20 protein-coding genes are annotated in these 19,518 nt (G+C 70.6%); 4 read left to right on the forward strand and 16 right to left on the reverse strand.

The annotated features are described in order from the left end of the window. Nucleotides 1-4: 4 nt before the first annotated feature. Nucleotides 5-505 carry a GNAT family N-acetyltransferase gene (locus F2B26_RS03465; protein WP_159806468.1) on the reverse strand — a complete coding sequence of 167 codons (501 nt, stop codon included), beginning with the start codon at nucleotides 503-505 and terminating at the stop codon, nucleotides 5-7. 48 nt (nucleotides 506-553) lie between these two features. On the opposite strand from F2B26_RS03465, the gene purU reads away from it, so the two are divergent. Then, the gene (gene purU, locus F2B26_RS03470) at nucleotides 554-1,402 is read left to right on the forward strand and encodes a formyltetrahydrofolate deformylase (protein WP_159806470.1); all 849 of its coding nucleotides are present in this window, start codon (nucleotides 554-556) and stop codon (nucleotides 1,400-1,402) included. Between the two features lie 67 nt (nucleotides 1,403-1,469). On the opposite strand, the gene F2B26_RS03475 is transcribed toward purU, so the two are convergent. The 10 genes from F2B26_RS03475 to chvE (F2B26_RS03520) all read right to left on the reverse strand — a co-directional run bounded on the left by F2B26_RS03475 (nucleotide 1,470) and on the right by chvE (F2B26_RS03520) (nucleotide 13,963). Continuing rightward, nucleotides 1,470-2,261, reverse strand: coding sequence for an ATP-binding cassette domain-containing protein (locus F2B26_RS03475; protein ID WP_159806472.1), 792 nt, complete (start codon nucleotides 2,259-2,261; stop codon nucleotides 1,470-1,472). A gap of 62 nt (nucleotides 2,262-2,323) precedes the next feature. Beyond that, a complete protein-coding gene (locus tag F2B26_RS03480; protein WP_159806474.1) occupies nucleotides 2,324-3,526 on the reverse strand; it encodes an ROK family transcriptional regulator in 1,203 nt (400 codons plus the stop codon). 79 nt (nucleotides 3,527-3,605) lie between these two features. Continuing rightward, nucleotides 3,606-4,787: a multiple monosaccharide ABC transporter permease gene (gene mmsB / locus F2B26_RS03485; RefSeq protein WP_159806476.1), complete on the reverse strand. Its 1,182-nt coding sequence runs from the start codon at nucleotides 4,785-4,787 to the stop codon at nucleotides 3,606-3,608. Next, nucleotides 4,784-6,325 (reverse strand): multiple monosaccharide ABC transporter ATP-binding protein, encoded by a 1,542-nt coding sequence (gene mmsA, locus F2B26_RS03490; protein WP_159806478.1) that lies wholly within the window; start codon nucleotides 6,323-6,325, stop codon nucleotides 4,784-4,786. Before mmsA (F2B26_RS03490) ends, mmsB (F2B26_RS03485) begins: the two co-directional genes overlap by 4 nt. 94 nt (nucleotides 6,326-6,419) lie before the next feature. Beyond that, nucleotides 6,420-7,574 carry a multiple monosaccharide ABC transporter substrate-binding protein gene (gene chvE / locus F2B26_RS03495; RefSeq protein WP_159806480.1) on the reverse strand — a complete coding sequence of 385 codons (1,155 nt, stop codon included), beginning with the start codon at nucleotides 7,572-7,574 and terminating at the stop codon, nucleotides 6,420-6,422. A gap of 373 nt (nucleotides 7,575-7,947) precedes the next feature. Beyond that, a complete protein-coding gene (locus F2B26_RS03500; RefSeq protein ID WP_159806482.1) occupies nucleotides 7,948-8,721 on the reverse strand; it encodes an ATP-binding cassette domain-containing protein in 774 nt (257 codons plus the stop codon). 49 nt (nucleotides 8,722-8,770) lie between these two features. Further along, complete coding sequence (locus F2B26_RS03505; RefSeq protein WP_159806484.1) at nucleotides 8,771-9,964, reverse strand: ROK family transcriptional regulator; 1,194 nt, start codon at nucleotides 9,962-9,964, stop codon at nucleotides 8,771-8,773. Between the two features lie 47 nt (nucleotides 9,965-10,011). Further along, the gene (mmsB, locus tag F2B26_RS03510) at nucleotides 10,012-11,238 is read right to left on the reverse strand and encodes a multiple monosaccharide ABC transporter permease (protein WP_159806486.1); all 1,227 of its coding nucleotides are present in this window, start codon (nucleotides 11,236-11,238) and stop codon (nucleotides 10,012-10,014) included. Next, complete coding sequence (gene mmsA / locus F2B26_RS03515) at nucleotides 11,235-12,782, reverse strand: multiple monosaccharide ABC transporter ATP-binding protein (RefSeq protein WP_159806488.1); 1,548 nt, start codon at nucleotides 12,780-12,782, stop codon at nucleotides 11,235-11,237. Before mmsA (F2B26_RS03515) ends, mmsB (F2B26_RS03510) begins: the two co-directional genes overlap by 4 nt. Nucleotides 12,783-12,883: 101 nt before the next feature. Then, nucleotides 12,884-13,963, reverse strand: a complete 1,080-nt coding sequence (gene chvE, locus F2B26_RS03520) for a multiple monosaccharide ABC transporter substrate-binding protein (protein WP_235929478.1) — start codon at nucleotides 13,961-13,963, stop codon at nucleotides 12,884-12,886. On the opposite strand from chvE (F2B26_RS03520), the gene F2B26_RS17385 reads away from it, so the two are divergent. After that, nucleotides 13,872-14,105 carry a hypothetical protein gene (locus tag F2B26_RS17385; protein WP_235929479.1) on the forward strand — a complete coding sequence of 78 codons (234 nt, stop codon included), beginning with the start codon at nucleotides 13,872-13,874 and terminating at the stop codon, nucleotides 14,103-14,105. The genes chvE (F2B26_RS03520) and F2B26_RS17385 overlap by 92 nt on opposite strands. A gap of 233 nt (nucleotides 14,106-14,338) precedes the next feature. Here the strand turns inward: F2B26_RS17385 and F2B26_RS03525 are convergent, their stop codons facing one another. The 4 genes from F2B26_RS03525 to F2B26_RS03540 form a co-directional block, all read right to left on the reverse strand. Beyond that, nucleotides 14,339-14,614, reverse strand: coding sequence for a DUF167 domain-containing protein (locus F2B26_RS03525; protein ID WP_159806492.1), 276 nt, complete (start codon nucleotides 14,612-14,614; stop codon nucleotides 14,339-14,341). A gap of 54 nt (nucleotides 14,615-14,668) precedes the next feature. After that, nucleotides 14,669-15,142, reverse strand: a complete 474-nt coding sequence (locus tag F2B26_RS03530; protein WP_159806494.1) for a hypothetical protein — start codon at nucleotides 15,140-15,142, stop codon at nucleotides 14,669-14,671. A 56-nt stretch (nucleotides 15,143-15,198) separates the two neighbouring features. Then, the gene (locus F2B26_RS03535) at nucleotides 15,199-16,191 is read right to left on the reverse strand and encodes a malate dehydrogenase (protein ID WP_159806496.1); all 993 of its coding nucleotides are present in this window, start codon (nucleotides 16,189-16,191) and stop codon (nucleotides 15,199-15,201) included. Nucleotides 16,192-16,383: 192 nt separating this feature from the next. Further along, nucleotides 16,384-17,601, reverse strand: coding sequence for an NADP-dependent isocitrate dehydrogenase (locus F2B26_RS03540; protein ID WP_159806498.1), 1,218 nt, complete (start codon nucleotides 17,599-17,601; stop codon nucleotides 16,384-16,386). 199 nt (nucleotides 17,602-17,800) lie between these two features. Here F2B26_RS03540 and F2B26_RS03545 point away from each other — a divergent pair, with 199 nt between their 5' ends. Continuing rightward, nucleotides 17,801-18,748 carry an aquaporin gene (locus F2B26_RS03545; RefSeq protein WP_159806500.1) on the forward strand — a complete coding sequence of 316 codons (948 nt, stop codon included), beginning with the start codon at nucleotides 17,801-17,803 and terminating at the stop codon, nucleotides 18,746-18,748. A gap of 18 nt (nucleotides 18,749-18,766) precedes the next feature. Here the strand turns inward: F2B26_RS03545 and F2B26_RS03550 are convergent, their stop codons facing one another. After that, nucleotides 18,767-19,051 (reverse strand): DUF3017 domain-containing protein, encoded by a 285-nt coding sequence (locus F2B26_RS03550; protein ID WP_159806502.1) that lies wholly within the window; start codon nucleotides 19,049-19,051, stop codon nucleotides 18,767-18,769. 54 nt (nucleotides 19,052-19,105) lie between these two features. On the opposite strand from F2B26_RS03550, the gene F2B26_RS03555 reads away from it, so the two are divergent. Continuing rightward, nucleotides 19,106-19,518 (forward strand): FAD-dependent oxidoreductase (locus F2B26_RS03555; protein ID WP_159806504.1); only part of this gene is annotated, 413 nt, incomplete at its 3' end.

Genomic DNA, 19,518 nt, shown 5'->3' on the forward strand with positions numbered 1-19,518 from the left:
GGCGTCAGGCGTTCTCGTCCGCCGGCTCCTCGCCGAGCAGCCGGCGCAGGTAGGCGTAGGTGAGGTCGCCGATCATCTGGTCGTGCTGGTGCTCGTAGCCCTGGCTCGTGTAGAAGGCGAGGTTCTGCAGCGAGTCCCGGCCGGTGAACACCCAGACCTCGGCGGTGCCCTCGGGCAGCCGCGGCACGATCTCGACGAGCAGCCGGCTGCCGATCCCCTTGCCCTGAAGGTCCGGCGCCACCGCGAACCGGCCGAGGGTGGCCTTGCCGTCCTCCAGCAGCACCCGGATGGACCCGACGAGCCGGTGCCCCAGCCACGCCCCGAGGGTGATGACGTCCGGTCGGGCCAGGTCGGCCTTGAGCTCGGCGAGGGTCTGGGTCAACGGCGGGATGTGCGGGTCGTCGTACTGCTGGGCCTCGGTGACGAAGGCGGCCCTGCGCAGCGTGAACAGCTCCCCGGCATCGGTGGCCGCCACCGTGCGGACCTCGAGCTCGTCGGTCGTCATGGCGCCCATCGTGTCAGGCCCGGGCAGCGCGCACTACTCTCGTGGTTCGTGTCGACCCCGCAGCGCGTGCTCACCCTGTCGTGCCCCGACCGCCCCGGGATCGTGCATGCGGTGACGGGGCTGCTCGCCGAGCACGGGGGCAACATCACCGAGTCCCAGCAGTTCGGCGACCCGCAGTCGGGTCTGTTCTTCATGCGTGTCCAGTTCACCTCGGACAGCCCGGCGGCTCCGCTCGACGCCTCGTTCGAGTCCCTGGCCGCGCGGTTCGACATGAGCTGGCACCTGGACGTGGCCGGCCGGCCGGTGCGCACGCTCGTCATGGGTTCGACCGCCGCGCACTGCCTCAACGACCTGGCGTTCCGGCAGCGTTCGGAGGGGCTGCCGATCGACATCGTGGCCGTGGTCTCCAACCACACCCGGCTCGAGCCGCTGGCCCGGTTCTACGACATCGACTTCCACCACGTCCCGGTGACCGCTGCGACGAAGGCGGACGCCGAGGCCCGGCTGCTCGAGCTGGTCGACGAGCTCGACGTCGAGCTCGTCGTGCTGGCCCGGTACATGCAGATCCTGTCCGACGACCTGTGCCGGGCGCTGTCCGGCCGGGCGATCAACATCCACCACTCGTTCCTGCCGAGCTTCAAGGGCGCCCGCCCCTACGCCCAGGCGCACGACCGCGGCGTCAAGCTCATCGGCGCGACCGCGCACTACGTGACGGCCGACCTGGACGAGGGCCCGATCATCGAGCAGGACGTCGAGCGGGTGGACCACACGCACGCCGCCGACGACCTCGTGCGCCTGGGTCAGGACGTCGAGCGCCGGGCGCTGGCCCGTGCGGTGCGCTGGCACGCCGAGCACCGCGTCCTGCTCGACGGGCACCGCACCATCGTCTTCCGCTGAGCAAGCCGGGCCGGCGCGCACCCGTCGCGCACCGGCGGGCGACCTGCCCCTCGCCGGGGGGCCGCCGTCAGATCGCCGAGCGCAGCCGCGGCCCGGCGGTCGTCGCACCCGTGATCGCCGCCAGGATGTCCTCGTAGCTCGCGGTCGCCGCGTCGAACGACCCGTTGTTGCGCCCGTGCCGCAGCACCTCGATGCGGTCGGACACCGCCCGAACATCGTTCATGTTGTGGCTGATGAGGATGACGCCGAGCCCCAGGTCGCGCAGCCGTTCGATGTGTGTGAGGACCTCGGCGGTCTGCACCACCGACAGGGCGGCCGTCGGCTCGTCGAGCACGACGATCCGCGGCTCGCCGATGAGCGTGCGGGCGATGGCGACCGCCTGCCGCTGACCGCCGGACAGCTGGTTGAGCGGGGTGCGCGCGGACGGCACCCGCGCCCGCAGCCGCTGCAGCGCTTCCCGGGTGACGTGCTCCATCCGGGCCTCGTCGAGCATGCCAGTACCCGTGCGCAGCTCGCGCCCGAGGAAGATGTTGGCGGTCACGTCGAGGTTCTCGCAGACCGCGAGGTCCTGGAACACGGTGGCCACGCCCATCTCGAGCGCCGACGAGGGCGAGCCGACGGCGACCTGCTCACCGTCGATCTCGATCAGCCCGGCGTCGGGGACCAGCACCCCCGAGATGACCTTGGCCAGCGTCGACTTGCCCGCACCGTTGTCACCGACGAGCGCGACCACCTCGTGGGCGTGCACCGTGAGGTCGACCCCGACCAGCGCCTCGACCGCGCCGAAGCGCACGCTGACCTCGCGCATCGAGAGCAGCGGGACACGACCCGGCCGTCCGGCGCCGTCGCCTGGGCTCATCAGCTCACCTGCTCCTCATCGGGCCTGTGTCTTGTGAAGTGAAGTCCTGCGGTCTGCGGCCGTCAACCGAGACCCCGCCAGGTCATCGGTTCGAGCTCGTCGCGCGTCACCAGGTCCGTGGACTGCAGCACGAGCTGCAGCGCACCGGTCACCTCGGCCCGCTCCCCGAGCGCGGCCGGGAACACCTCGAGCGGGGCGATCTGGTTGAGCAGCACGCGACGACGGATGGCCTCGCGCAGCGGTCCGGTGAGCACCTCGCCGGTCTCGGCGAGCTCGCCCCCGACGACGACGCACTGCGGGTTGACCGCCACGCAGAGCCCGGCGACCACCGCCCCGATGGTGGCACCGGCGTCGGCGATGACCTGCCGGCAGCCCGGGTCGCCCTCGTTCGCCGCGGCGATCACGTCGCGCAGCGCGAGCGCGCCGTGGCTGGCCCGCAGCGGTTCGAGCAGTGCCTGGGAGCCCACCACGGTGTCCAGGCAGCCGCGGGAGCCGCACAGGCAGATCCGGCCCGACGGGTCGACCTGCACGTGCCCGATCTCACCGGCCGTCCCGGCGAAGCCGCGGTGCAGCCGGCCACCGATCACCAGACCGGCCCCGGTGCCGTACGAGGCGCGCACGTAGATGGAGTCCTGGTACTGCCGGGAGGCGCCCAGCGTGCTCTCCGCGAGCCCGCCGAGGTTCGCGTCGTTGTCGACGAAGACCGGACGGGCGAGCCGCTTGGACAGCACGTGCGCGACCGGCACCTCGTCCCAGCCCCGCATGATCCCCTTGACCGAGACCATGCCGGTGGCCACGTCGACCGGGGCCGGCAGCCCGACCCCGATGCCCAGCACCTCGTCGAGCGAGGCGCCCATCCGGTCGAGCAGGTCCGTGATGAGCAGCGCGGCCCGGTCCAGCGTGGTGTCCACCCGGTGCTGCGCCGGTAGCGGCAGCAGCTGCTCGGCGACCACGTCGTGCGCGACGTCCCCGAGGACCACCCGCATGTGCCGCAGCCCGATGTGCACCCCGACCGCGAGCCCGACCCTGCGGGCGAGCGTGACGAGCTGGGCGCGCCGCCCGGTCCGCACGGTGCTGCGCACCTCGACCAGCTCGGCACCGACGAGCTCCTTGACGATCGTGGAGACCGTCGCGGCCGACAGCCCGGTCGCCCCGGTGAGCTCGACCTGGGTCAGCCCGCCGTGCTGCTTGAGCGCGTCGAGGATGAGCCCGCGGTTCGCCCCACGCAGGGCCGACTGCGAGCCCGCCGCCGGGCGATCTGCCATGGTCTGAGCCTATCGACGCAGGTCGGACGAATGGTGCACGGCCCGGCGCCACGCGGGCGCCGGGCCGTGCACCGCCGGCTCAGCGAGCGGCGGCAGCCCGTCGCTTGTTGTAGATGTCGAACGCCACCGCGAGCAGCAGCACCAGACCCTTGACGACCTGCTGGATGGACTGGTCGATGCCGAGCAGCTGCATGCCGTTGCTCATCACGGCCATCACCAGACCACCGACCATGGCACCGCCGACCCGGCCGATGCCGCCCGAGACGGACGCCCCGCCGATGAAGCAGGCGGCGATCGCGTCGAGCTCGAACATGTTGCCTGCGGCCGGCTGGGCGCTGTTGGAGCGCGAGGAGTAGACGATGCCGGCCACCGAGGCCAGCACGCCCATGTTGACGAAGATCCAGAAGTTGACCTTCTTCACCTTGACGCCGGACAGCTGAGCGGCGTTGAGGTTGCCGCCGATGGCGTACACGTGGCGGCCGAACACGGTCTTCGTCGTGACCACCGAGTAGGTCATGATGAGGACGGCCATGATGATGAGCACGATCGGCAGCCCGCGGCTGCTGGCCAGCCGGTACGCGAACGCCATGACGACGGCGGCCACGAGGACGATCTTCGCGACGAACAGCGGCATCGCCTCGACCGCCTGCTGGTACTTGAGGCGGCCCTGCCGGCTGCGGTACTGGCTGTAGGCGAACCCGGCGATCCCGATCGCGGCGATGACCAGCGTGAAGACGTCGTAGCCGTTCCCACCGAGGATGCCGTTGAGGAAGCCACCGGCGATCTTCTGGTACTCCGGCGGGAAGGGCGACAGCGAGATGTTGTTGAGCACCCGCAGCGTGAGCCCGCGGAACAGGAGCATGCCGGCCAGCGTCACGATGAACGCCGGCACTCCGACGTAGGCGACCCAGAAGCCCTGCCAGGCCCCGACCACGAGGCCGACCGCGAGCGCCGCGAGCACACCGGCCCACCACGGTCCGCCGTGCTTGATGACGACGATCGCCGAGACGGCCCCGGTGAGCGCCACCACCGAGCCGACGGACAGGTCGATGTGCCCGGCGACGATGACGATGAGCATGCCGAGGGCGAGGATCAGCACGTAGGAGTACTGGAGCACGATGTTCGTGAGGTTCTCCGGGCCGATCGACACCCCCTTGGTGAGCACGGCGAAGAGGGCCACGATCGCGACGAACGCGATGTAGATGCCGCTCTGGCGCAGGTTCCTCGTGAGCAGGTCCCGCAGGGAGGTGACGACGTTCATCGGACCAGTTCCTTCTCCTTGGTCATGAGCTCCATCAGGTTCTCCTGGGTGGCCTGGGAGCGGGGCAGCTGGCCGGTGATACGACCGGCGGACAGCGTGAAGATGCGATCGCAGATGCCGAGCAGCTCAGGCAGCTCGGACGAGATGACGATGACGGCCTTCCCGGCATCGGCGAGCCGGTTGATGATCGTGTAGATCTCGTACTTGGCACCCACGTCGATGCCCCGCGTCGGCTCGTCGAGGATGAGCACGTCGGGGTCGGTGTAGATCCACTTGGACAGCACGACCTTCTGCTGGTTGCCGCCCGACAGCTTGCCGGCCAGCGCGCTCACGGTGGGCGTGCGGATGTTCATGTCCCGCCGGTACTGCTCGGCGACCTTGACCTCTTCGTTGCCGTTGACGAAGCCCCCGCGGGACAGCTTGTGCAGGCTCGCCGAGGCGATGTTCGTCTTGATGTCCTGGATGAGGTTGAGGCCGTACCGCTTGCGGTCCTCGGTCGCGTAGGCGAGGCCGTGCTCGATCGCCTCGCTCACCGTGCGGGTCGAGACCTCCCGGCCGCGCAGGTAGACCTTGCCGCTGATCCGGCTGCCGTAGGAGTGACCGAAGACGCTCATCGCGAGCTCGGTGCGTCCGGCGCCCATGAGCCCGGCGATCCCGACGATCTCACCGGCCCGCACGTCGAGGGTGGCGTGGTCGACCACGACCCGTTCCTGCTGGGTGGGGTGGTGCACGGTCCAGTCCTCGATGCGCAGCACCTCGTCGCCGATGCTCGGGGTGTGCTCGGGGTACCGGTGCTCCAGGTCGCGGCCGACCATCCCCTTGATGATCCGTTCCTGGGTGATGGTGCCGCCACGCATGTCGAGGGTCTCGATGGTGCGCCCGTCGCGGATGATCGTCGTGGAGTCGGCGATCTCGGCGATCTCGTTGAGCTTGTGCGAGATCATGATCGAGGTGATGCCCTGGCCCTGCAGGTGCCGCAGCAGGCTGAGCAGGTGCTCGGAGTCGGTGTCGTTGAGCGCCGCGGTGGGCTCGTCGAGGATGAGCAGCTTGACGCGCTTGGACAGCGCCTTGGCGATCTCGACGAGCTGCTGCTTGCCGACGCCCAGCAGCCCGATGGGGGTCACCGGGTTCTCGTCCAGGCCGACCCGGGCGAGCAGGGTCGCCGCCTCGGCGTTGGTCTTGTTCCAGTCGACGAGGCCGCCGGCGCCGCGCTGCTCGTTGCCGAGGAAGATGTTCTCGGCCACCGACAGGTAGGGCACGAGGGCCAGCTCCTGGTGGATGATCACGATCCCCTTGTCCTCGGAGTCGTTGATCGAGCCGAACTTCACCTCCTCGTCCTCGAACAGGATCGTGCCCTCGTAGTCGCCGTGCGGGTAGACCCCGGACAGCACCTTCATGAGGGTCGACTTGCCGGCGCCGTTCTCGCCGCAGATCGCGTGGATCTCGCCGCGGGCCACGGTGATGGACACGTCCTGCAGGGCCTTGACCCCAGGGAACGTCTTGGTGATGGACTGCATCTGGAGAATCGGGCTGGTCACGCCTCGCTCCGTCCTTCGTGGGTGGGCACGACACCCGGGTCGGCCGGCGGGGTGCGCCGGCCGACCCGGGTCCGTGCAGGGTGCTGCGGGAGCGTCAGCCTGCCTGGCCGGCCTTGACCTCGGCCTCGGTGTAGTACCCGGAGTCGATGAGCAGGGACTTGATGTTGTCCTTGTAGACGATGTCGGACTGCAGGAGGAAGGACGGCACGACCTTCACGCCGTTGTTGTACGACTTGGTGTCGTTCGCCTCGGGGGTCTTGCCCGCCATGAAGGCCGAGGCCGAGGTGACGGCCTGGTCGGCCAGCTTGCGGGTGTCCTTGAAGATGGTCGCGAACTGCACGCCGTCGTTGATCAGCTTGACCGAGGCGATCTCGGCGTCCTGACCGGTGACGATCGGCAGGCCCTGGGCGATCGTCGGGCCGTAGCCCGCGTTCTGCAGCGCGGTGATGATGCCGCGGGAGATGCCGTCGAACGGCGAGAGCACGCCCTGGACCTTGTCACCCTTGGAGTAGGTGGAGGTCAGCAGGTCCTCCATGCGCTTCTGCGCGGTCTCCTGGCTCCAGCGCAGCGTCGCGGCCTGCTCGATGCTGGTCTGGCCGGACTTGACGACGAGGGTGCCCTTGTCCATGTACGGCTTGAGCGTGTCGATCGCACCGTCGAAGAAGAACTTGGCGTTGTTGTCGTCGAGCGAACCGGCGAACAGCTCGATGTTGAACGGCCCGGTGGCCTTGCCCGCGGACCCGTCGGCGTTGAGGATGCCGAGGCCGACGAGCAGCGACGTGGCCTGCTGGACGCCGACCTTGTAGTTGTCGAACGTCACGTAGAAGTCGACGTTCGCGCTGTCCCGGATGAGGCGGTCGTACGAGATGACCTTGATGCCCTTGTCGGCGGCGCTCTGCAGCTGGTTGGCCAGCGCGGTGCCGTCGATGGAGGCGACGATCAGGAGCTTGGCGCCCTTGGTGATCATCTGGTCGATCTGCTGCTGCTGGGTCGGGATGTCGTCGCCCGCGTACTCCAGGTCGACGGTGTAGCCCGCCTTCTCCAGCCCGTCCTTGACGGCCTTGCCGTCGTTGATCCAGCGCTCGGAGGTCTGCGTCGGCATCGCGACGCCGATGAGGCCACCGGCCGCGGCCGACGAGCCACCCGTCGAGCCGGAACCGCTGCCCGCACCGGCACCGCCGCCCGAGCAGGCGGCCAGGCCGAGCGCCATGACGGCCCCCACGGCCGCGACGAAGATCTTTGTCCTCATGTCTTCAACCCTTCTCGTCATCGAGAGTGCGCTGCGCCCGTCGTCGGGGCGGTGAGGAGGGCTGGTGCCCACCTCGCCGTTGACCCGGGCTCCCGACGGCCACAGTGGCGACGGGACCAGCGCGACCACTGTGCTTGTCTTCGGTTCTCGAAGTCAAGGGCGCGAGGGTGGGATGCGATTGCGGTTCGATAACAGTCAGATCGCGAATTCGTGAGCGCTCACACGGCCTCCGCGCGGCGCCGCACGCACCCTCGCACCCCCGGAGGGCCCCCACCTGGGCAAATGGGACCAAGGCGAGCCACATCGGCCGCACACAGCGGGCTCATTGGCTTCTAGAGTCGAACAGTGAGAGGAGCTGCGCTCCCCCGCCGGCTCAGACCACCTGCAGCCGCCGCGGTGCGACGCGGGCCCCCGTCATCGCGCCGATGAGCTCCTCCTGGCTCGTGGTCGCGGTGTCGAACGAGCCGTGGTTGCGCCCGTGCCGCAGCACCTCGACCCGGTCCGCCACCGCGAGCACGTCCGTCATCGAGTGGCTGATGAAGACGACCCCCAGCCCCAGGTCGCGCAGCCGCTGGACGTGGATGAGCACCTCCGCCGTCTGCGGGATGGACAGCGCGGCGGTGGGCTCGTCCAGCACCACCACCCGCGGCTGGCCGATGAGCGTGCGCGCGATCGCGACCGCCTGGCGCTGACCGGCCGACAGCTCCCGCAACGGGGTCCGGGCCGACGGGATCCGGCTCGCCAGGGAGTCCAGCACCTGGACCGCGATCTCCTCCATGCGCGCGTCGTCGCGGCCGAACGGCCCGCGCAGCTCACGCCCGAGGAACAGGTTCGACGTGACGTCGAGGTTGTCGCACAGCGCCAGGTCCTGGAACACCATCTCCACGCCCTGCGCCCGGGCCGCCGCCGGGTTGGGCAGCACCACCGGGTGACCACCCAGCTCGACCACACCCGCGTCCGGGGACAGCACCCCCGCGACGATCTTGGCCAGCGTCGACTTGCCCGCGGCGTTGTCGCCCACGACGGCGACGACCTCGTGCGACCGGACCTGCAGGTCGACGTCCACGAGTGCCTCGACCGCCCCGAAGCACTTGGTGATGCCCTGCAACGACAGCAGGACGTCGACGCTCTCCGGCGAGGTTCCCATCAGCTGCTCCTCGATGAGCTGGGTGGACGATGGTGGTGCAACGCCGTCGTCAAACTACCTCGACGGCGGTCTCGGGCGACACCGGAACCGACACCTCCGTCGCCTGCAGTGCCAGCAGCATCGCGCCCATGACCTCGGCACGCGAGCCGAGCTCGGCCGGCACGATCTCCAGCGGTGCCACGCTGTTGCCGACCACCCGGTGGCCGATCCGCTCCCGCAGCGGCCCCAGGAACACCTCGCCGGTCTCGGCCAGCTCCCCGCCGACGACCACCACCTGCGGGTTGACCACCATCGCGACGACCGCGACGACGGCACCGACCTGGGCACCGGCATCGGCCACGACCCGGGCGCACGCCGGTTCGCCGTCACCGGCCCGGCGCACCACGTCCGTGAGCGTGAGCGAGCCGAGCACCGGGCGCACCGACTCGGCGAGCGCCGCACCGCCGGCCACCGTGTCCAGGCAGCCCCGGTTCCCGCAACGGCACATCCGGCCCTGCGGGTCGACCATGACGTGACCGATCTCGCCCGCCACGCCCGCGTAGCCGCGGTGCACGTTGCCGGACACCACGACCCCCGCAGACACCCCGTACGAGGCGCGCACGTAGACGACGTCGCGGACCTGGCGACCGGCACCCAGCGCGCTCTCGGCCAGGGCGCCGACGTTCGCGTCGTTGTCGACGTACACCGGGCGCCCCGTCCGCTTGGACAGCGTCTGGGCGATGTCCACCCCGTCCCACCCCGGCATCACCCCGGCGACCGAGATGCTCCCGGTGCCGGCCTCCACCGGCGCCGGGACCGCGACGCCGACCCCGGCCACGTCGTCGAACGACGCGCCGACCCGTTCCAGCAGGTCCGCCATGAGCACCGTCGCACGGTCCAGGCCGGTGTCGACCCGGTGCTCGAAGGGCAGCGGCAGCGTGTGCTCGGCGATCGGGTGCAGCGCGAAGTCCGCCAGCACGACGTGCACGTGACGCCGGCCGAACTGGATGCCGACCGCCAGGCCCATCCGTCGTGACACGGTGACGAGCTGGGCCCGGCGGCCGTTGCGGGTGGTCGTGGCCGTCTCGACGACGCCAGCGGCGAACAGGTCGCGCACGATCGTCGAGACGCTCGCCGGCGAGAGCCCGGTGGCGGCGGCCAGCTCGATCTGGGTCAGGCCGCCCCACCGCTGCACCGTCTGCAGCACCAGGGCCTTGTTCGCCGCACGCAGCGACGACTGGGAGCCCGGGGCTTTCCTGACCACGACGCGAACCTACCGGCTCGCTCCCGGCCGACCGAGCCCCGGCACCGCTACTGCGTCCCGGCGCGGCGCTTGTTCATCAGGTCGAAGGCGACCGCCAGCAGCAGCACGAGACCCTTGATCGCCATCTGCCACGACGGGTCGACGGCCATGATCGACAGCCCCATGTTGAGCACGCCCATGACGAGGGCACCGACGATCGCCCCGGAGACGCGTCCGATGCCACCGGTCACCGCCGCACCGCCGATGAAGCAGGCCGCGATCGCGTCCAGCTCGTAGTTGGTGCCCGCCGCGGCGATCGCCGCACCTGAGCGCGCGGTCGTGACCACGGCGGCCACCCCCGCGAGCGCACCGATGTTCACGAAGATCCAGAAGTCGACCTTGCGCGTGTTCACCCCGGACAGCCGGGCCGCCTGGCGGTTGCCGCCGATCGCGTAGATGTGCCGGCCGAACACGGTGCGCCCCATGACGAACGTGTAGGCCACGACGAGGGCGCCGACCAGCACGAGGACGATCGGCGTGCCACCGGCCGAGAAGGACAGGATCACGGTGAGCGCCCCGACGCCGGCCGCCACCAGGATGAGCTTGATCGCGAACACGACGGGCGGCTCGACGTGCAGCCGGTGCTTGCGCAGCGAGATCCGTGCGCGCGCCTGCGAGACCACGATCGCTGCGATGGCCAGCGCGCCGATCACCAGGGTGACCACGTCGGAGTTCCCGGCGAACCCGAGCACGTTGGGCAACGAGCCCTTGGAGATGTTGATGAACGACGGCGGCAGGCCCGCGATGGTCTCCCCCACGATGACCAGCGCCAGCCCGCGGAACAGCAGCATGCCCGCCAGCGTCACGATGAAGGCGGGCACGTTGACGTACGCCACCCAGAAGCCCTGCCAGGCACCGACCAGAGCGCCGACGGCGACCCCGAGCAGCACCGCGACCAGCCACGGCATCCCCCAGTCGCGCATGCTCACCGCGACGATGCCGCCGACGAAGGCCACCACGGAGCCCACCGACAGGTCGATGTGCCCGGCGACGATGACCATCACCATGCCGATGGCCAGGATCATCACGTAGGCGTTCTGCTGGAACAGCGCCGCCACGTTGTTGGCCATGAGCAGCTTGCCGCCGGTCAGCCACTGGAACAGCGCGATGATGACGATGAGCGCGGCGACGATGCCGTACTGGCGCGCATTGCCACCCAGCCCTTGCAGCCGCCGGCCCCAGGACACGTCGGTGTCCGGCCCCGGGGAGGGCACCAGCTTCGTGTCGGTGCTCATCGTGCGATCACGTCCTTCTCCATGGTCATGTACCTCATGAGGAGCTCCTGGGTCGCGTCGGCCCGGGCGACCTCGCCCGTCACGCGCCCCTGGCTCAGGGTGTAGATCCGGTCACAGGTGCCGATCAGCTCGGGCAGCTCCGAGGAGATGAAGACGACCGCCTTCCCCGCATCGGCGAGCCGGTTGATGATCGTGTAGATCTCGTACTTGGCCCCCACGTCGATGCCCCGCGTCGGCTCGTCGAGGATGAGCACGTCCGGGTCGGCGAAGATCCACTTGGACAGCACGACCTTCTGCTGGTTGCCGCCGGACAGCTTGCCGACCAGCGCCGTCACCGACGGGGTCTTGATGTTGAGGTCGCGGCGGTACTGCTCGGCCGTCCGCGCCTCCTCACCCGCATCGATGACCCCGTGCCGGGACACCTTGGCGATCGCGGCCGCCGAGATGTTGTGCTGGATGGTGTCGATGAGGTTGAGCCCGTACCGCTTGCGGTCCTCGGTGGCGTAGGCGATGCCGTGCTCGATCGCGTCCTGCACGGTGTGCACCGAGATCTCGACGCCCGCCTTGTACACGCGCCCGCTGATCCGCGACCCGTAGGTGCGGCCGAACAGGCTCATCGCGAGCTCGGTGCGTCCGGCCCCCATGAGCCCGGCCAGCCCGACGATCTCGCCGCGCCGCACGGCGATCGAGGCTCCGTCGACGACCTTGCGGGCCTGGTCGATCGGGTGGTGCACGGTCCAGTCCTCGACCCGCAGCACCTCGTCCCCGATGGTCGGGGTGTGCGCGGGGAACCGGTTGTCCAGCGGCCGGCCCACCATGCCCCGGATGAGCCGTTCCTCGCTCACCGGTTCGGCCCCGTGCATCGAGACCGTCTCGACGGTGCGGCCGTCCCGCACGATCGTCGTGGTGTCGGCGATCGAGCGGATCTCGTTGAGCTTGTGGCTGATGATGATCGAGGTGATCCCCACCTCGCGCAGACCGCGGATCAGCCCCAGCAGGTGGGTGCTGTCCTCGTCGTTGAGGGCCGCGGTCGGCTCGTCCAGGATGAGCAGCCGCACCTCCTTCGACAGCGCCTTGGCGATCTCGACGAGCTGCTGCTTGCCGACCCCGATGTCGACCACCCGGGTGTCCGGCCGTTCGGACAGGCCCACGCGCTCCAGGAGCCGCGCCGCGGCCTCGTTGGTCTCGTTCCAGTCGATGACGCCGCGGGACGCCTGCTCGTTGCCGAGGAAGATGTTCTCCGCGATCGACAGGAACGGCGAGAGCGCCAGCTCCTGGTGGATGATGACGACGCCGCGGCGCTCGGAGTCACGGATGCTCCGGAACTCCACCGACTCACCGTCGAGCACGATGTCGCCCTCGTAGGTGCCGTGCGGGTAGATGCCCGACAGCACGTTCATCAGGGTCGACTTGCCTGCACCGTTCTCACCGCAGATGGCGTGGATCTCGCCGCGACGCACCTGCAGGGTCACGTCGTCGAGCGCGACCACGCCGGGGAACCGCTTGGTGATCCCTCGCATCTCGAGGATGTTCTCGCTGTCCATGTCTCCTCGTCCGGGGTCTGCCGTGCTGTGCCGGCCGCACCCAGCGGGGCGCGGCCGGCACAGCGTCGATCAGGGCCTGATCGGGTCGGTCGTGACCGAGGTCACTGACCGAGGTCGGCCTTCGTGTAGAACCCGGAGTCGGTGAGGATGTTCACCGTGTCCTTGGTGACGACCTGCGGGTCGAGCAGGTAGGTCGGCACGTTCTTGACACCGTTGTTGTAGCTCGTGGTGTCGTTGACGGTGACGTCCTTGCCGGACACGATCTCGGACACCATCTTGGCGACCTGGTCACCGAGCTGACGGGTGTCCTTCCAGACGGTCATCGACTGCTTGCCTGCGAGGATGTTGAGCACGTTCGCCTTGTCGGCGTCCTGGCCGGTGAGCACCGGGTAGCTGTCGCCCGGGGCGTAGCCGGCGCCCTGCAGGGCCTGGGCGATGCCCAGGGCCAGCGAGTCGTTCGGCGACAGGACGACGTTGACCTTCTTGTCCGTGTAGAACGAGTTGAGCCGGTTCTGCATCTCCGACTGCGCGGTGTCCGAGCTCCAGCCCTGGATGCCGATCGAGGCCCAGTCGTCGTCCGTCTTCGGCGCCTTGCCGGACGGGACGACCAGCTGGCCCTTCTGCACGTACGGGTTGAGCACGTCCCACGCACCGGCGAAGAAGAACTTCGCGTTGTTGTCGTCGGGCGACCCGGCGAACGGCTCGAGGTTGAACGGGCCCTTGCCGTCGGCCAGACCGAGGGCCTTCTCGATGTACTGGCCCTGCATCTTGCCGACGCCGTAGTTGTCGAACGTCGCGTAGTAGTCGACGTTCGGGGTCTTGTTGATGAGCCGGTCGTAGGCGATGACCTTGATGCCGGCGGCGGCGGCGGTGTCGAGCACCGGGCCGAGCGCCGTACCGTCGATCGAGGCGATGACCAGGACCTTGGCGCCCTGGTTGATCATGTTCTGCAGCTGGGTGATCTGCTGGTCGACCTTGTTGTCGGCGTACTGCAGGCTGGTCTTGAACCCGTCCGCCTTGAGCAGCTCCTCCAGGTGGGCGCCGTCCCGGTTCCAGCGCTCGAGGCTCTTGGTCGGCATCGCGATGCCGATGAGCGTGTCGCTGGCCGCGGCGGTCCCGCTCGACGTGCTGCCCGAGGTCGAGCTACGGGTCGAGCTGCATGCCGCCACCGAGCTGACCATGAGGCCGAGCCCGACGACGCCGGCCGCGACCTTCCTCCATGAAAGTGACATCCTCGTCCGCTCCCTGTCGTTGCACGCGCGGTCTGCGGCACCACCTCGAGGCGTCGGCGCCCCGGGTCCGCTCGTTCGTCATCTGCGCTGACCGAACGTTCACCTCAGACCGGCAATTGGATTCAAGTCCTGAACGCTAGGTCTGACAAGTCCCGTTACCGAACCGTGTCCGAGGGGGCTGGATCGCTGCGGATGCGCTCCCATCGACCTTTGGGGTTCAGGTCGTGAACACAATGGTGTGATGACCGTCTCACTCGGGAGGTCAGGTACGGGCTGCGCGCTCCGTCCACGACACGACCGCGGGCTGTCCGCGGACCAGGACGATCAGCCCGCGGCGCCCAGCAGCGCCGCGACCCTCGCCGCGAGGTCCTGCGCCGCGTCGTCGTCGACCTCGACCACCTTGTCGCGGCTCGTCGCCCCCAGCACCAGCCGCACCTGGCGCGGACGCACCGCCAGGGCCTTCGCCACCGCGTCCAGCGCGGCCTGGGTGGCCGCACCGTCGACCGCCCGCTTCGTCACGGCCACCACGAGACGCCCGTCGTACGAACCACCGACCCGGGTCCGCGACGCCCCCGGCCGGACCCGGATCTCGATCCTCACGCCCGTCCCGCCCGCGGCGCGGCACGGTGCGTGTCCCGCACCTGCGGTGGTCGCTCAGCCCTGCGGGGAGGCACCCGGACCGTCCGGCGACTCGTCACCCGGGTGCCCGAGCCTGAACCCGAAGATCGTCGTCGGGGGCGCCGGCAGCAGGTCGTACCCCGCCGGCGGGACAGGCAGCGGGCCCTGCGGGGCGGGGCCGACCCACACCCGCAGCCACGTGCCGTCGTGGTAGACGACGCCGGGCGCCACGAGCGGCGCGCTCCCGGCCGCACCGAGCTGGCGCTGCACGTCGGCGAGGTGGTCCGGCGGGACGAAGCCGACGTTGCGGTTACGCCACACGACGACCACACGCCCTGCGGCACCGGGAGCGAAGCCCAGCTCGACGGGCAGCGGCCCGCCGCCCTCGCCCAGCTCGAACGCCGAGCGGATGGTGGCCTGCAGCGCCGGGGCCTCCGTCGCGACGAAGCCGGCACCGACCTCGGCGGGACGGGACGCACGACGGCGCCGCCACGGGAGCGGGGGGACCATCCCGGCATCCTGCCACGCCCCGCCGGCCGCAGGTCGCCGGCCGGCGGGGCGGGTGCTCAGATGAGGCCGAGGCCCTCGACCGCGGCGCGCTCCTCGACGAGCTCGGCGACCGACGCGTCGATCTTGCCCCGCGAGTAGGCGTCGATCTCCAGGTCCGGGACGATCTGCCAGGCGCCGTCCACGGCGGTCACCGGGAACGATGCGATGAGACCGGCCGGCACGCCGTACTCGCCGTGCGAGACGACACCGGCGCTGGTCCAGTCCCCGGCCGGGGTGCCGTGCACCCAGGTGTGCACGTGGTCGATCGCCGCGCTGGCCGCCGACGCCGCCGACGACGCGCCGCGGGCCTCGATGATCTGGGCGCCACGCTTGGCGACCACCGGCACGAAGGTGTCCTTGACCCAGGCCTCGTCGGCGATCACGTCGAGCGCGGGGGCGCCGCCGATCGTCGCGTGCGTGAGGTCCGGGTACTGGGTCGCCGAGTGGTTGCCCCAGATCGCGACCTTGGCGATGTCCGTGAGGGCGGCGCCGGTCTTGACCCGCACCTGTGCGAGGGCGCGGTTGTGGTCGAGCCGGGTCATCGCGGTGAAACGCTCGGCCGGGACGTCCGGCGCGTGCCGCTGGGCGATGAGCGCGTTGGTGTTGGCCGGGTTGCCCACGACGAGCACCCGCACGTCGTCCGCCGCACCGGCGTTGATCGCGGCACCCTGCGGGCCGAAGATCCCGCCGTTCGCGGCCAGCAGGTCGCCACGCTCCATGCCGGCGGTCCGCGGGCGGGCGCCGACCAGCAGCGCCACGTTCACGCCGTCGAACGCCGTGGTCGCGTCGTCGTAGATGTCCGTGCCGTCGAGCAGCGGGAACGCGCCGTCCTCGAGCTCGAGCGCGACCCCCTCGGCCGCCTTGACCCCCTGCGGGATCTCCAGCAGCCGCAGCCGGACCGGCTGGTCGGGACCGAGCAGCTGCCCGGACGCGATCCGGAACAGCAGCGCGTAGCCGATCTGACCCGCCGCACCGGTGACGGTGACGACGGCGGGGGTGGTGGTGGGCACGGAAGACTCCTTCGTTCGACCTGGTGGCGCCGCGGGAGCTGAGCCGGCGGCTGCCTCAGCAATCTACCGGCGAGGTGCGAGCGGGGCGCCGCGTCGACGGCCGAAAGTCCTGCCGAACTTCCGGTCCGCGGACGCATCCGTCCCACCGGTCAGGTGCTGCCGACCCGCGGCGGGCCGGCAGCACCGCAGGCGTCAGGCCAGGGCCGCGGCCAGGTTGGTGTCGAGCGCCGCCAGGAAGTCCTCGGTGGTGAGCCAGGACTGGTCCGGGCCGACGAGCAGCGCGAGGTCCTTGGTCATCTGCCCGGACTCGACCGTCTCGACGACCACGCGCTCGAGCGTCTCGGCGAACTCCACGACCTCGGGCGTGCCGTCGAGCAGACCGCGGTGCTTGAGGCCACCGGTCCAGGCGTAGATCGAGGCGATCGGGTTGGTCGAGGTCGGCTTGCCGGCCTGGTGCTGCCGGTAGTGGCGCGTCACCGTGCCGTGCGCCGCCTCGGCCTCGACCGTCTTGCCGTCCGGGGTCATGAGCACGCTCGTCATGAGACCCAGCGAGCCGAAGCCCTGGGCCACGGTGTCGGACTGGACGTCACCGTCGTAGTTCTTCGTGGCCCAGACGTAGCCGCCCTCCCACTTCATGGCGGAGGCGACCATGTCGTCGATGAGCCGGTGCTCGTAGGTGAGCCCGGCCGCGGCGAACTGCTCGGCGAACTCGGTGTCGAACACCTCCTGGAAGATGTCCTTGAAGGCACCGTCGTACGCCTTGAGGATCGTGTTCTTCGTCGACAGGTAGACCGGGTAACCACGCTTGAGGCCGTAGGCGAGGCTGGCCCGGGCGAAGTCGCGGATCGAGTCGTTGAAGTTGAACATGCCCATCGCGACCCCACCGCCCTCGGGGTAGACCGCGACCTCCTGCTCGATCGGCTCCGAGCCGTCGGACGGGGTGAACGTGAGGGTGAGGCGGCCGGCGCCCGGCACCTTGAAGTTGGCGGCCTTGTACTGGTCGCCGTGCGCGTGCCGGCCGATGATGATCGGCTTGTTCCAGCCCGGCACCAGGCGCGGGATGTTCGAGATGATGATCGGCTCGCGGAACACCACGCCGCCGAGGATGTTGCGGATCGTGCCGTTGGGCGACAGCCACATCTTCTTCAGGCCGAACTCCTCGACCCGCGCCTCGTCGGGCGTGATCGTCGCGCACTTGACGCCGACCCCGTGCTCCTTGATCGCGTAGGCGGCGTCGACCGTCACCTGGTCGTCCGTCGCGTCGCGGTTCTGGATCGACAGGTCGAAGTAGCGCAGGTCGATGTCCAGGTACGGGTGGATCAGCCGATCCTTGATGAAGTGCCAGATGATGCGCGTCATCTCGTCGCCGTCGAGCTCGACGACCGGACCCACGACCTTGATCTTCGCCATGCGAGGTTCTCTCTGTAGTCGGGAAGCCGGGCCGGGCGGTCCGTCGTCGGTCCGCCGAGCGCCCCGACGAAGATTACTCGATATCGAGAGACTTTCGTGCGGACCGGGCCCCGGAGGCCGACGCGCGGCCGGTGCCGTCCCTGCCTATCCCAGCCGCGGCTGCCATGCTGGCCTGGACCTGTGCCCCGAACGAGGACCCATGATGACCAGCAGCGGCAGCACCGCACCCCGACCCGACGAGCCCGGCGACCCGGAGCTCGACCCGACGGCCGTCGACCTGACGGCGGACGACGAGGACCTCGTCGAGGACTGGGAGGAGGAGGCTCCCTCCGGCCCGGGCTGGCCTGCGCTGCTGGCGGCCGAGGCGTTCGGCACGTTCGTGCTCGTGCTCGCCGGCGTCGGCGTCGCGGTCTACTCCGGGCTGTCCGGCATCGGCGGCGGTCCGCTCGCGGTCGCGCTGGCCTTCGGGCTCGCGCTCGCGGTGTCGGTCACCGCCGTCGGCCGGGTGTCCGGCGGGCACTTCAACCCGGCTGTCACCCTCGGTGCGGTCGTCGCGGGGCGGACCCCGCTCGTCCGGCTGCTGCCCTACTGGGTCGCCCAGGTGATCGGCGGCCTCGGCGGTGCGCTCGTCGCCTTCGTCGCCGTGCCGACCGCGCTGCCGACGGCCGTCTCCGGCGCCTCCACCAGCGTGCGCACCTACTTCTCGGCCGTGTCCAACGGGTACGACGCGTCCGCGACGGCTGCCCACTCCCCGCTCGGCCGCGTCGCCTCCCAGGTGATGACCGGGCCCGCGTCGGCCTTCCTCGTCGAGTCGGTGCTCACCGCCGTCTTCGTCGGCGTGATCCTTGCGGTCACGCACCGGCGGGCCAACCCGCAGCTGGCGCCGTTCGCGATCGGCGGCACGCTCGCCGTGCTCATCCTGGTGGCGCTCCCGCTGACCAACGCCGGCCTCAACCCGGCCCGGTCGCTGGCCACCGCGGTGCTGTCCGAGCCGTGGGCGCTCTCGCAGGTCTGGCTGTTCTGGGTGGCACCGCTCGTCGGTGCGCTCGTCGCCGGGCTCGTCGGCCGCATCTTCCAGGCCCAGGCCGTGGCGTCCGAGCCCGAGGACGACGAGGACGACGACGTGATCGAGGTCGTCGTCCGCTGACGCCGGTCGCTCGGGGCCCTACTGCGCGGGCAGCAGGGTCCCGAGCACCCCGACGAGCACGGCGAGCCCAGCCTGCACCGTCACGTCGAGCCACCTGCCGCGGACCGTGATCGCGAGCGGGCCGGGCTCGGGCAGCACCGCGCGCGCCACGGCGCACGCCACCAGCACCGCGGCGAGCGTCCAGGCCGCCGCGCGAGTGCTCGCCCCGAGCGTCGCCACGGCCGTCGTGAGCACGACACCGGCGACCGTCCACCACAACGAACGTGCACCTCGGGCGCCCTGCTGAGCCCCGTCGTCCGCCATCGCACCCCTTCCACCGCACGGTCCTTCCCGCCAGGGCGAGGCTACCGTTGCGGGATGCCCCTCCCCGACCCGGCACCGGTCACCGACGTGCTCGTCGTCGGGGCCGGGCTCGCGGGCACCGCGACCGTCGCCGAGCTGCGGCGGCGCGGCTTCACCGGCAGCGTCCGGGTGCTCGGGGCCGAACCGATCGCCCCGTACGACCGGCCCCCGCTGTCCAAGAAGCTCCTCGAGCGCGACAGCCCCCGCTGGCTCGCCGACGAGATCGGGGCCGACCTCCTGCAGCTGGCCGACGACGTGCGGATGGTCGAACCGGCGACCGGGCTGGACCTGTCCGGCCGGCACCCGCAGGTCCGCACCGCCCGCGCGGCCTACCCCGCGAGGACCGTGGTGCTCGCCAGCGGGTCCCGGGCGCTCACGCCGGCCGGCTGGCAGGGCGCGGCACGGCTGCACACCTTCGCCGACGCGGC

It is taken from the genome of Cellulomonas citrea, assembly GCF_009829685.1.
Classification (GTDB): Bacteria; Actinomycetota; Actinomycetes; order Actinomycetales; family Cellulomonadaceae; genus Cellulomonas; species Cellulomonas citrea.

Excerpts from the sequence above, each read along its gene's own strand:
- F2B26_RS03465 (WP_159806468.1), bottom strand. The coding sequence starts at position 505 with ATGACGACCGACGAGCTCGAGGTCCGCACGGTGGCGGCCACCGATGCC.
- F2B26_RS03475 (WP_159806472.1), bottom strand. The coding sequence starts at position 2,261 with ATGAGCCCAGGCGACGGCGCCGGACGGCCGGGTCGTGTCCCGCTGCTC.
- F2B26_RS03480 (WP_159806474.1), bottom strand. The coding sequence starts at position 3,526 with ATGGCAGATCGCCCGGCGGCGGGCTCGCAGTCGGCCCTGCGTGGGGCG.
- mmsB (WP_159806476.1), bottom strand. The coding sequence starts at position 4,787 with ATGAACGTCGTCACCTCCCTGCGGGACCTGCTCACGAGGAACCTGCGC.
- chvE (WP_159806480.1), bottom strand. The coding sequence starts at position 7,574 with ATGAGGACAAAGATCTTCGTCGCGGCCGTGGGGGCCGTCATGGCGCTC.
- F2B26_RS03500 (WP_159806482.1), bottom strand. The coding sequence starts at position 8,721 with ATGGGAACCTCGCCGGAGAGCGTCGACGTCCTGCTGTCGTTGCAGGGC.
- mmsB (WP_159806486.1), bottom strand. The coding sequence starts at position 11,238 with ATGAGCACCGACACGAAGCTGGTGCCCTCCCCGGGGCCGGACACCGAC.
- mmsA (WP_159806488.1), bottom strand. The coding sequence starts at position 12,782 with ATGGACAGCGAGAACATCCTCGAGATGCGAGGGATCACCAAGCGGTTC.
- F2B26_RS17385 (WP_235929479.1), top strand. The coding sequence starts at position 13,872 with ATGAGCGTGTCGCTGGCCGCGGCGGTCCCGCTCGACGTGCTGCCCGAG.
- chvE (WP_235929478.1), bottom strand. The coding sequence starts at position 13,963 with ATGGTCAGCTCGGTGGCGGCATGCAGCTCGACCCGTAGCTCGACCTCG.
- F2B26_RS03530 (WP_159806494.1), bottom strand. The coding sequence starts at position 15,142 with ATGGTCCCCCCGCTCCCGTGGCGGCGCCGTCGTGCGTCCCGTCCCGCC.
- F2B26_RS03540 (WP_159806498.1), bottom strand. The coding sequence starts at position 17,601 with ATGGCGAAGATCAAGGTCGTGGGTCCGGTCGTCGAGCTCGACGGCGAC.
- F2B26_RS03545 (WP_159806500.1), top strand. The coding sequence starts at position 17,801 with ATGATGACCAGCAGCGGCAGCACCGCACCCCGACCCGACGAGCCCGGC.
- F2B26_RS03550 (WP_159806502.1), bottom strand. The coding sequence starts at position 19,051 with ATGGCGGACGACGGGGCTCAGCAGGGCGCCCGAGGTGCACGTTCGTTG.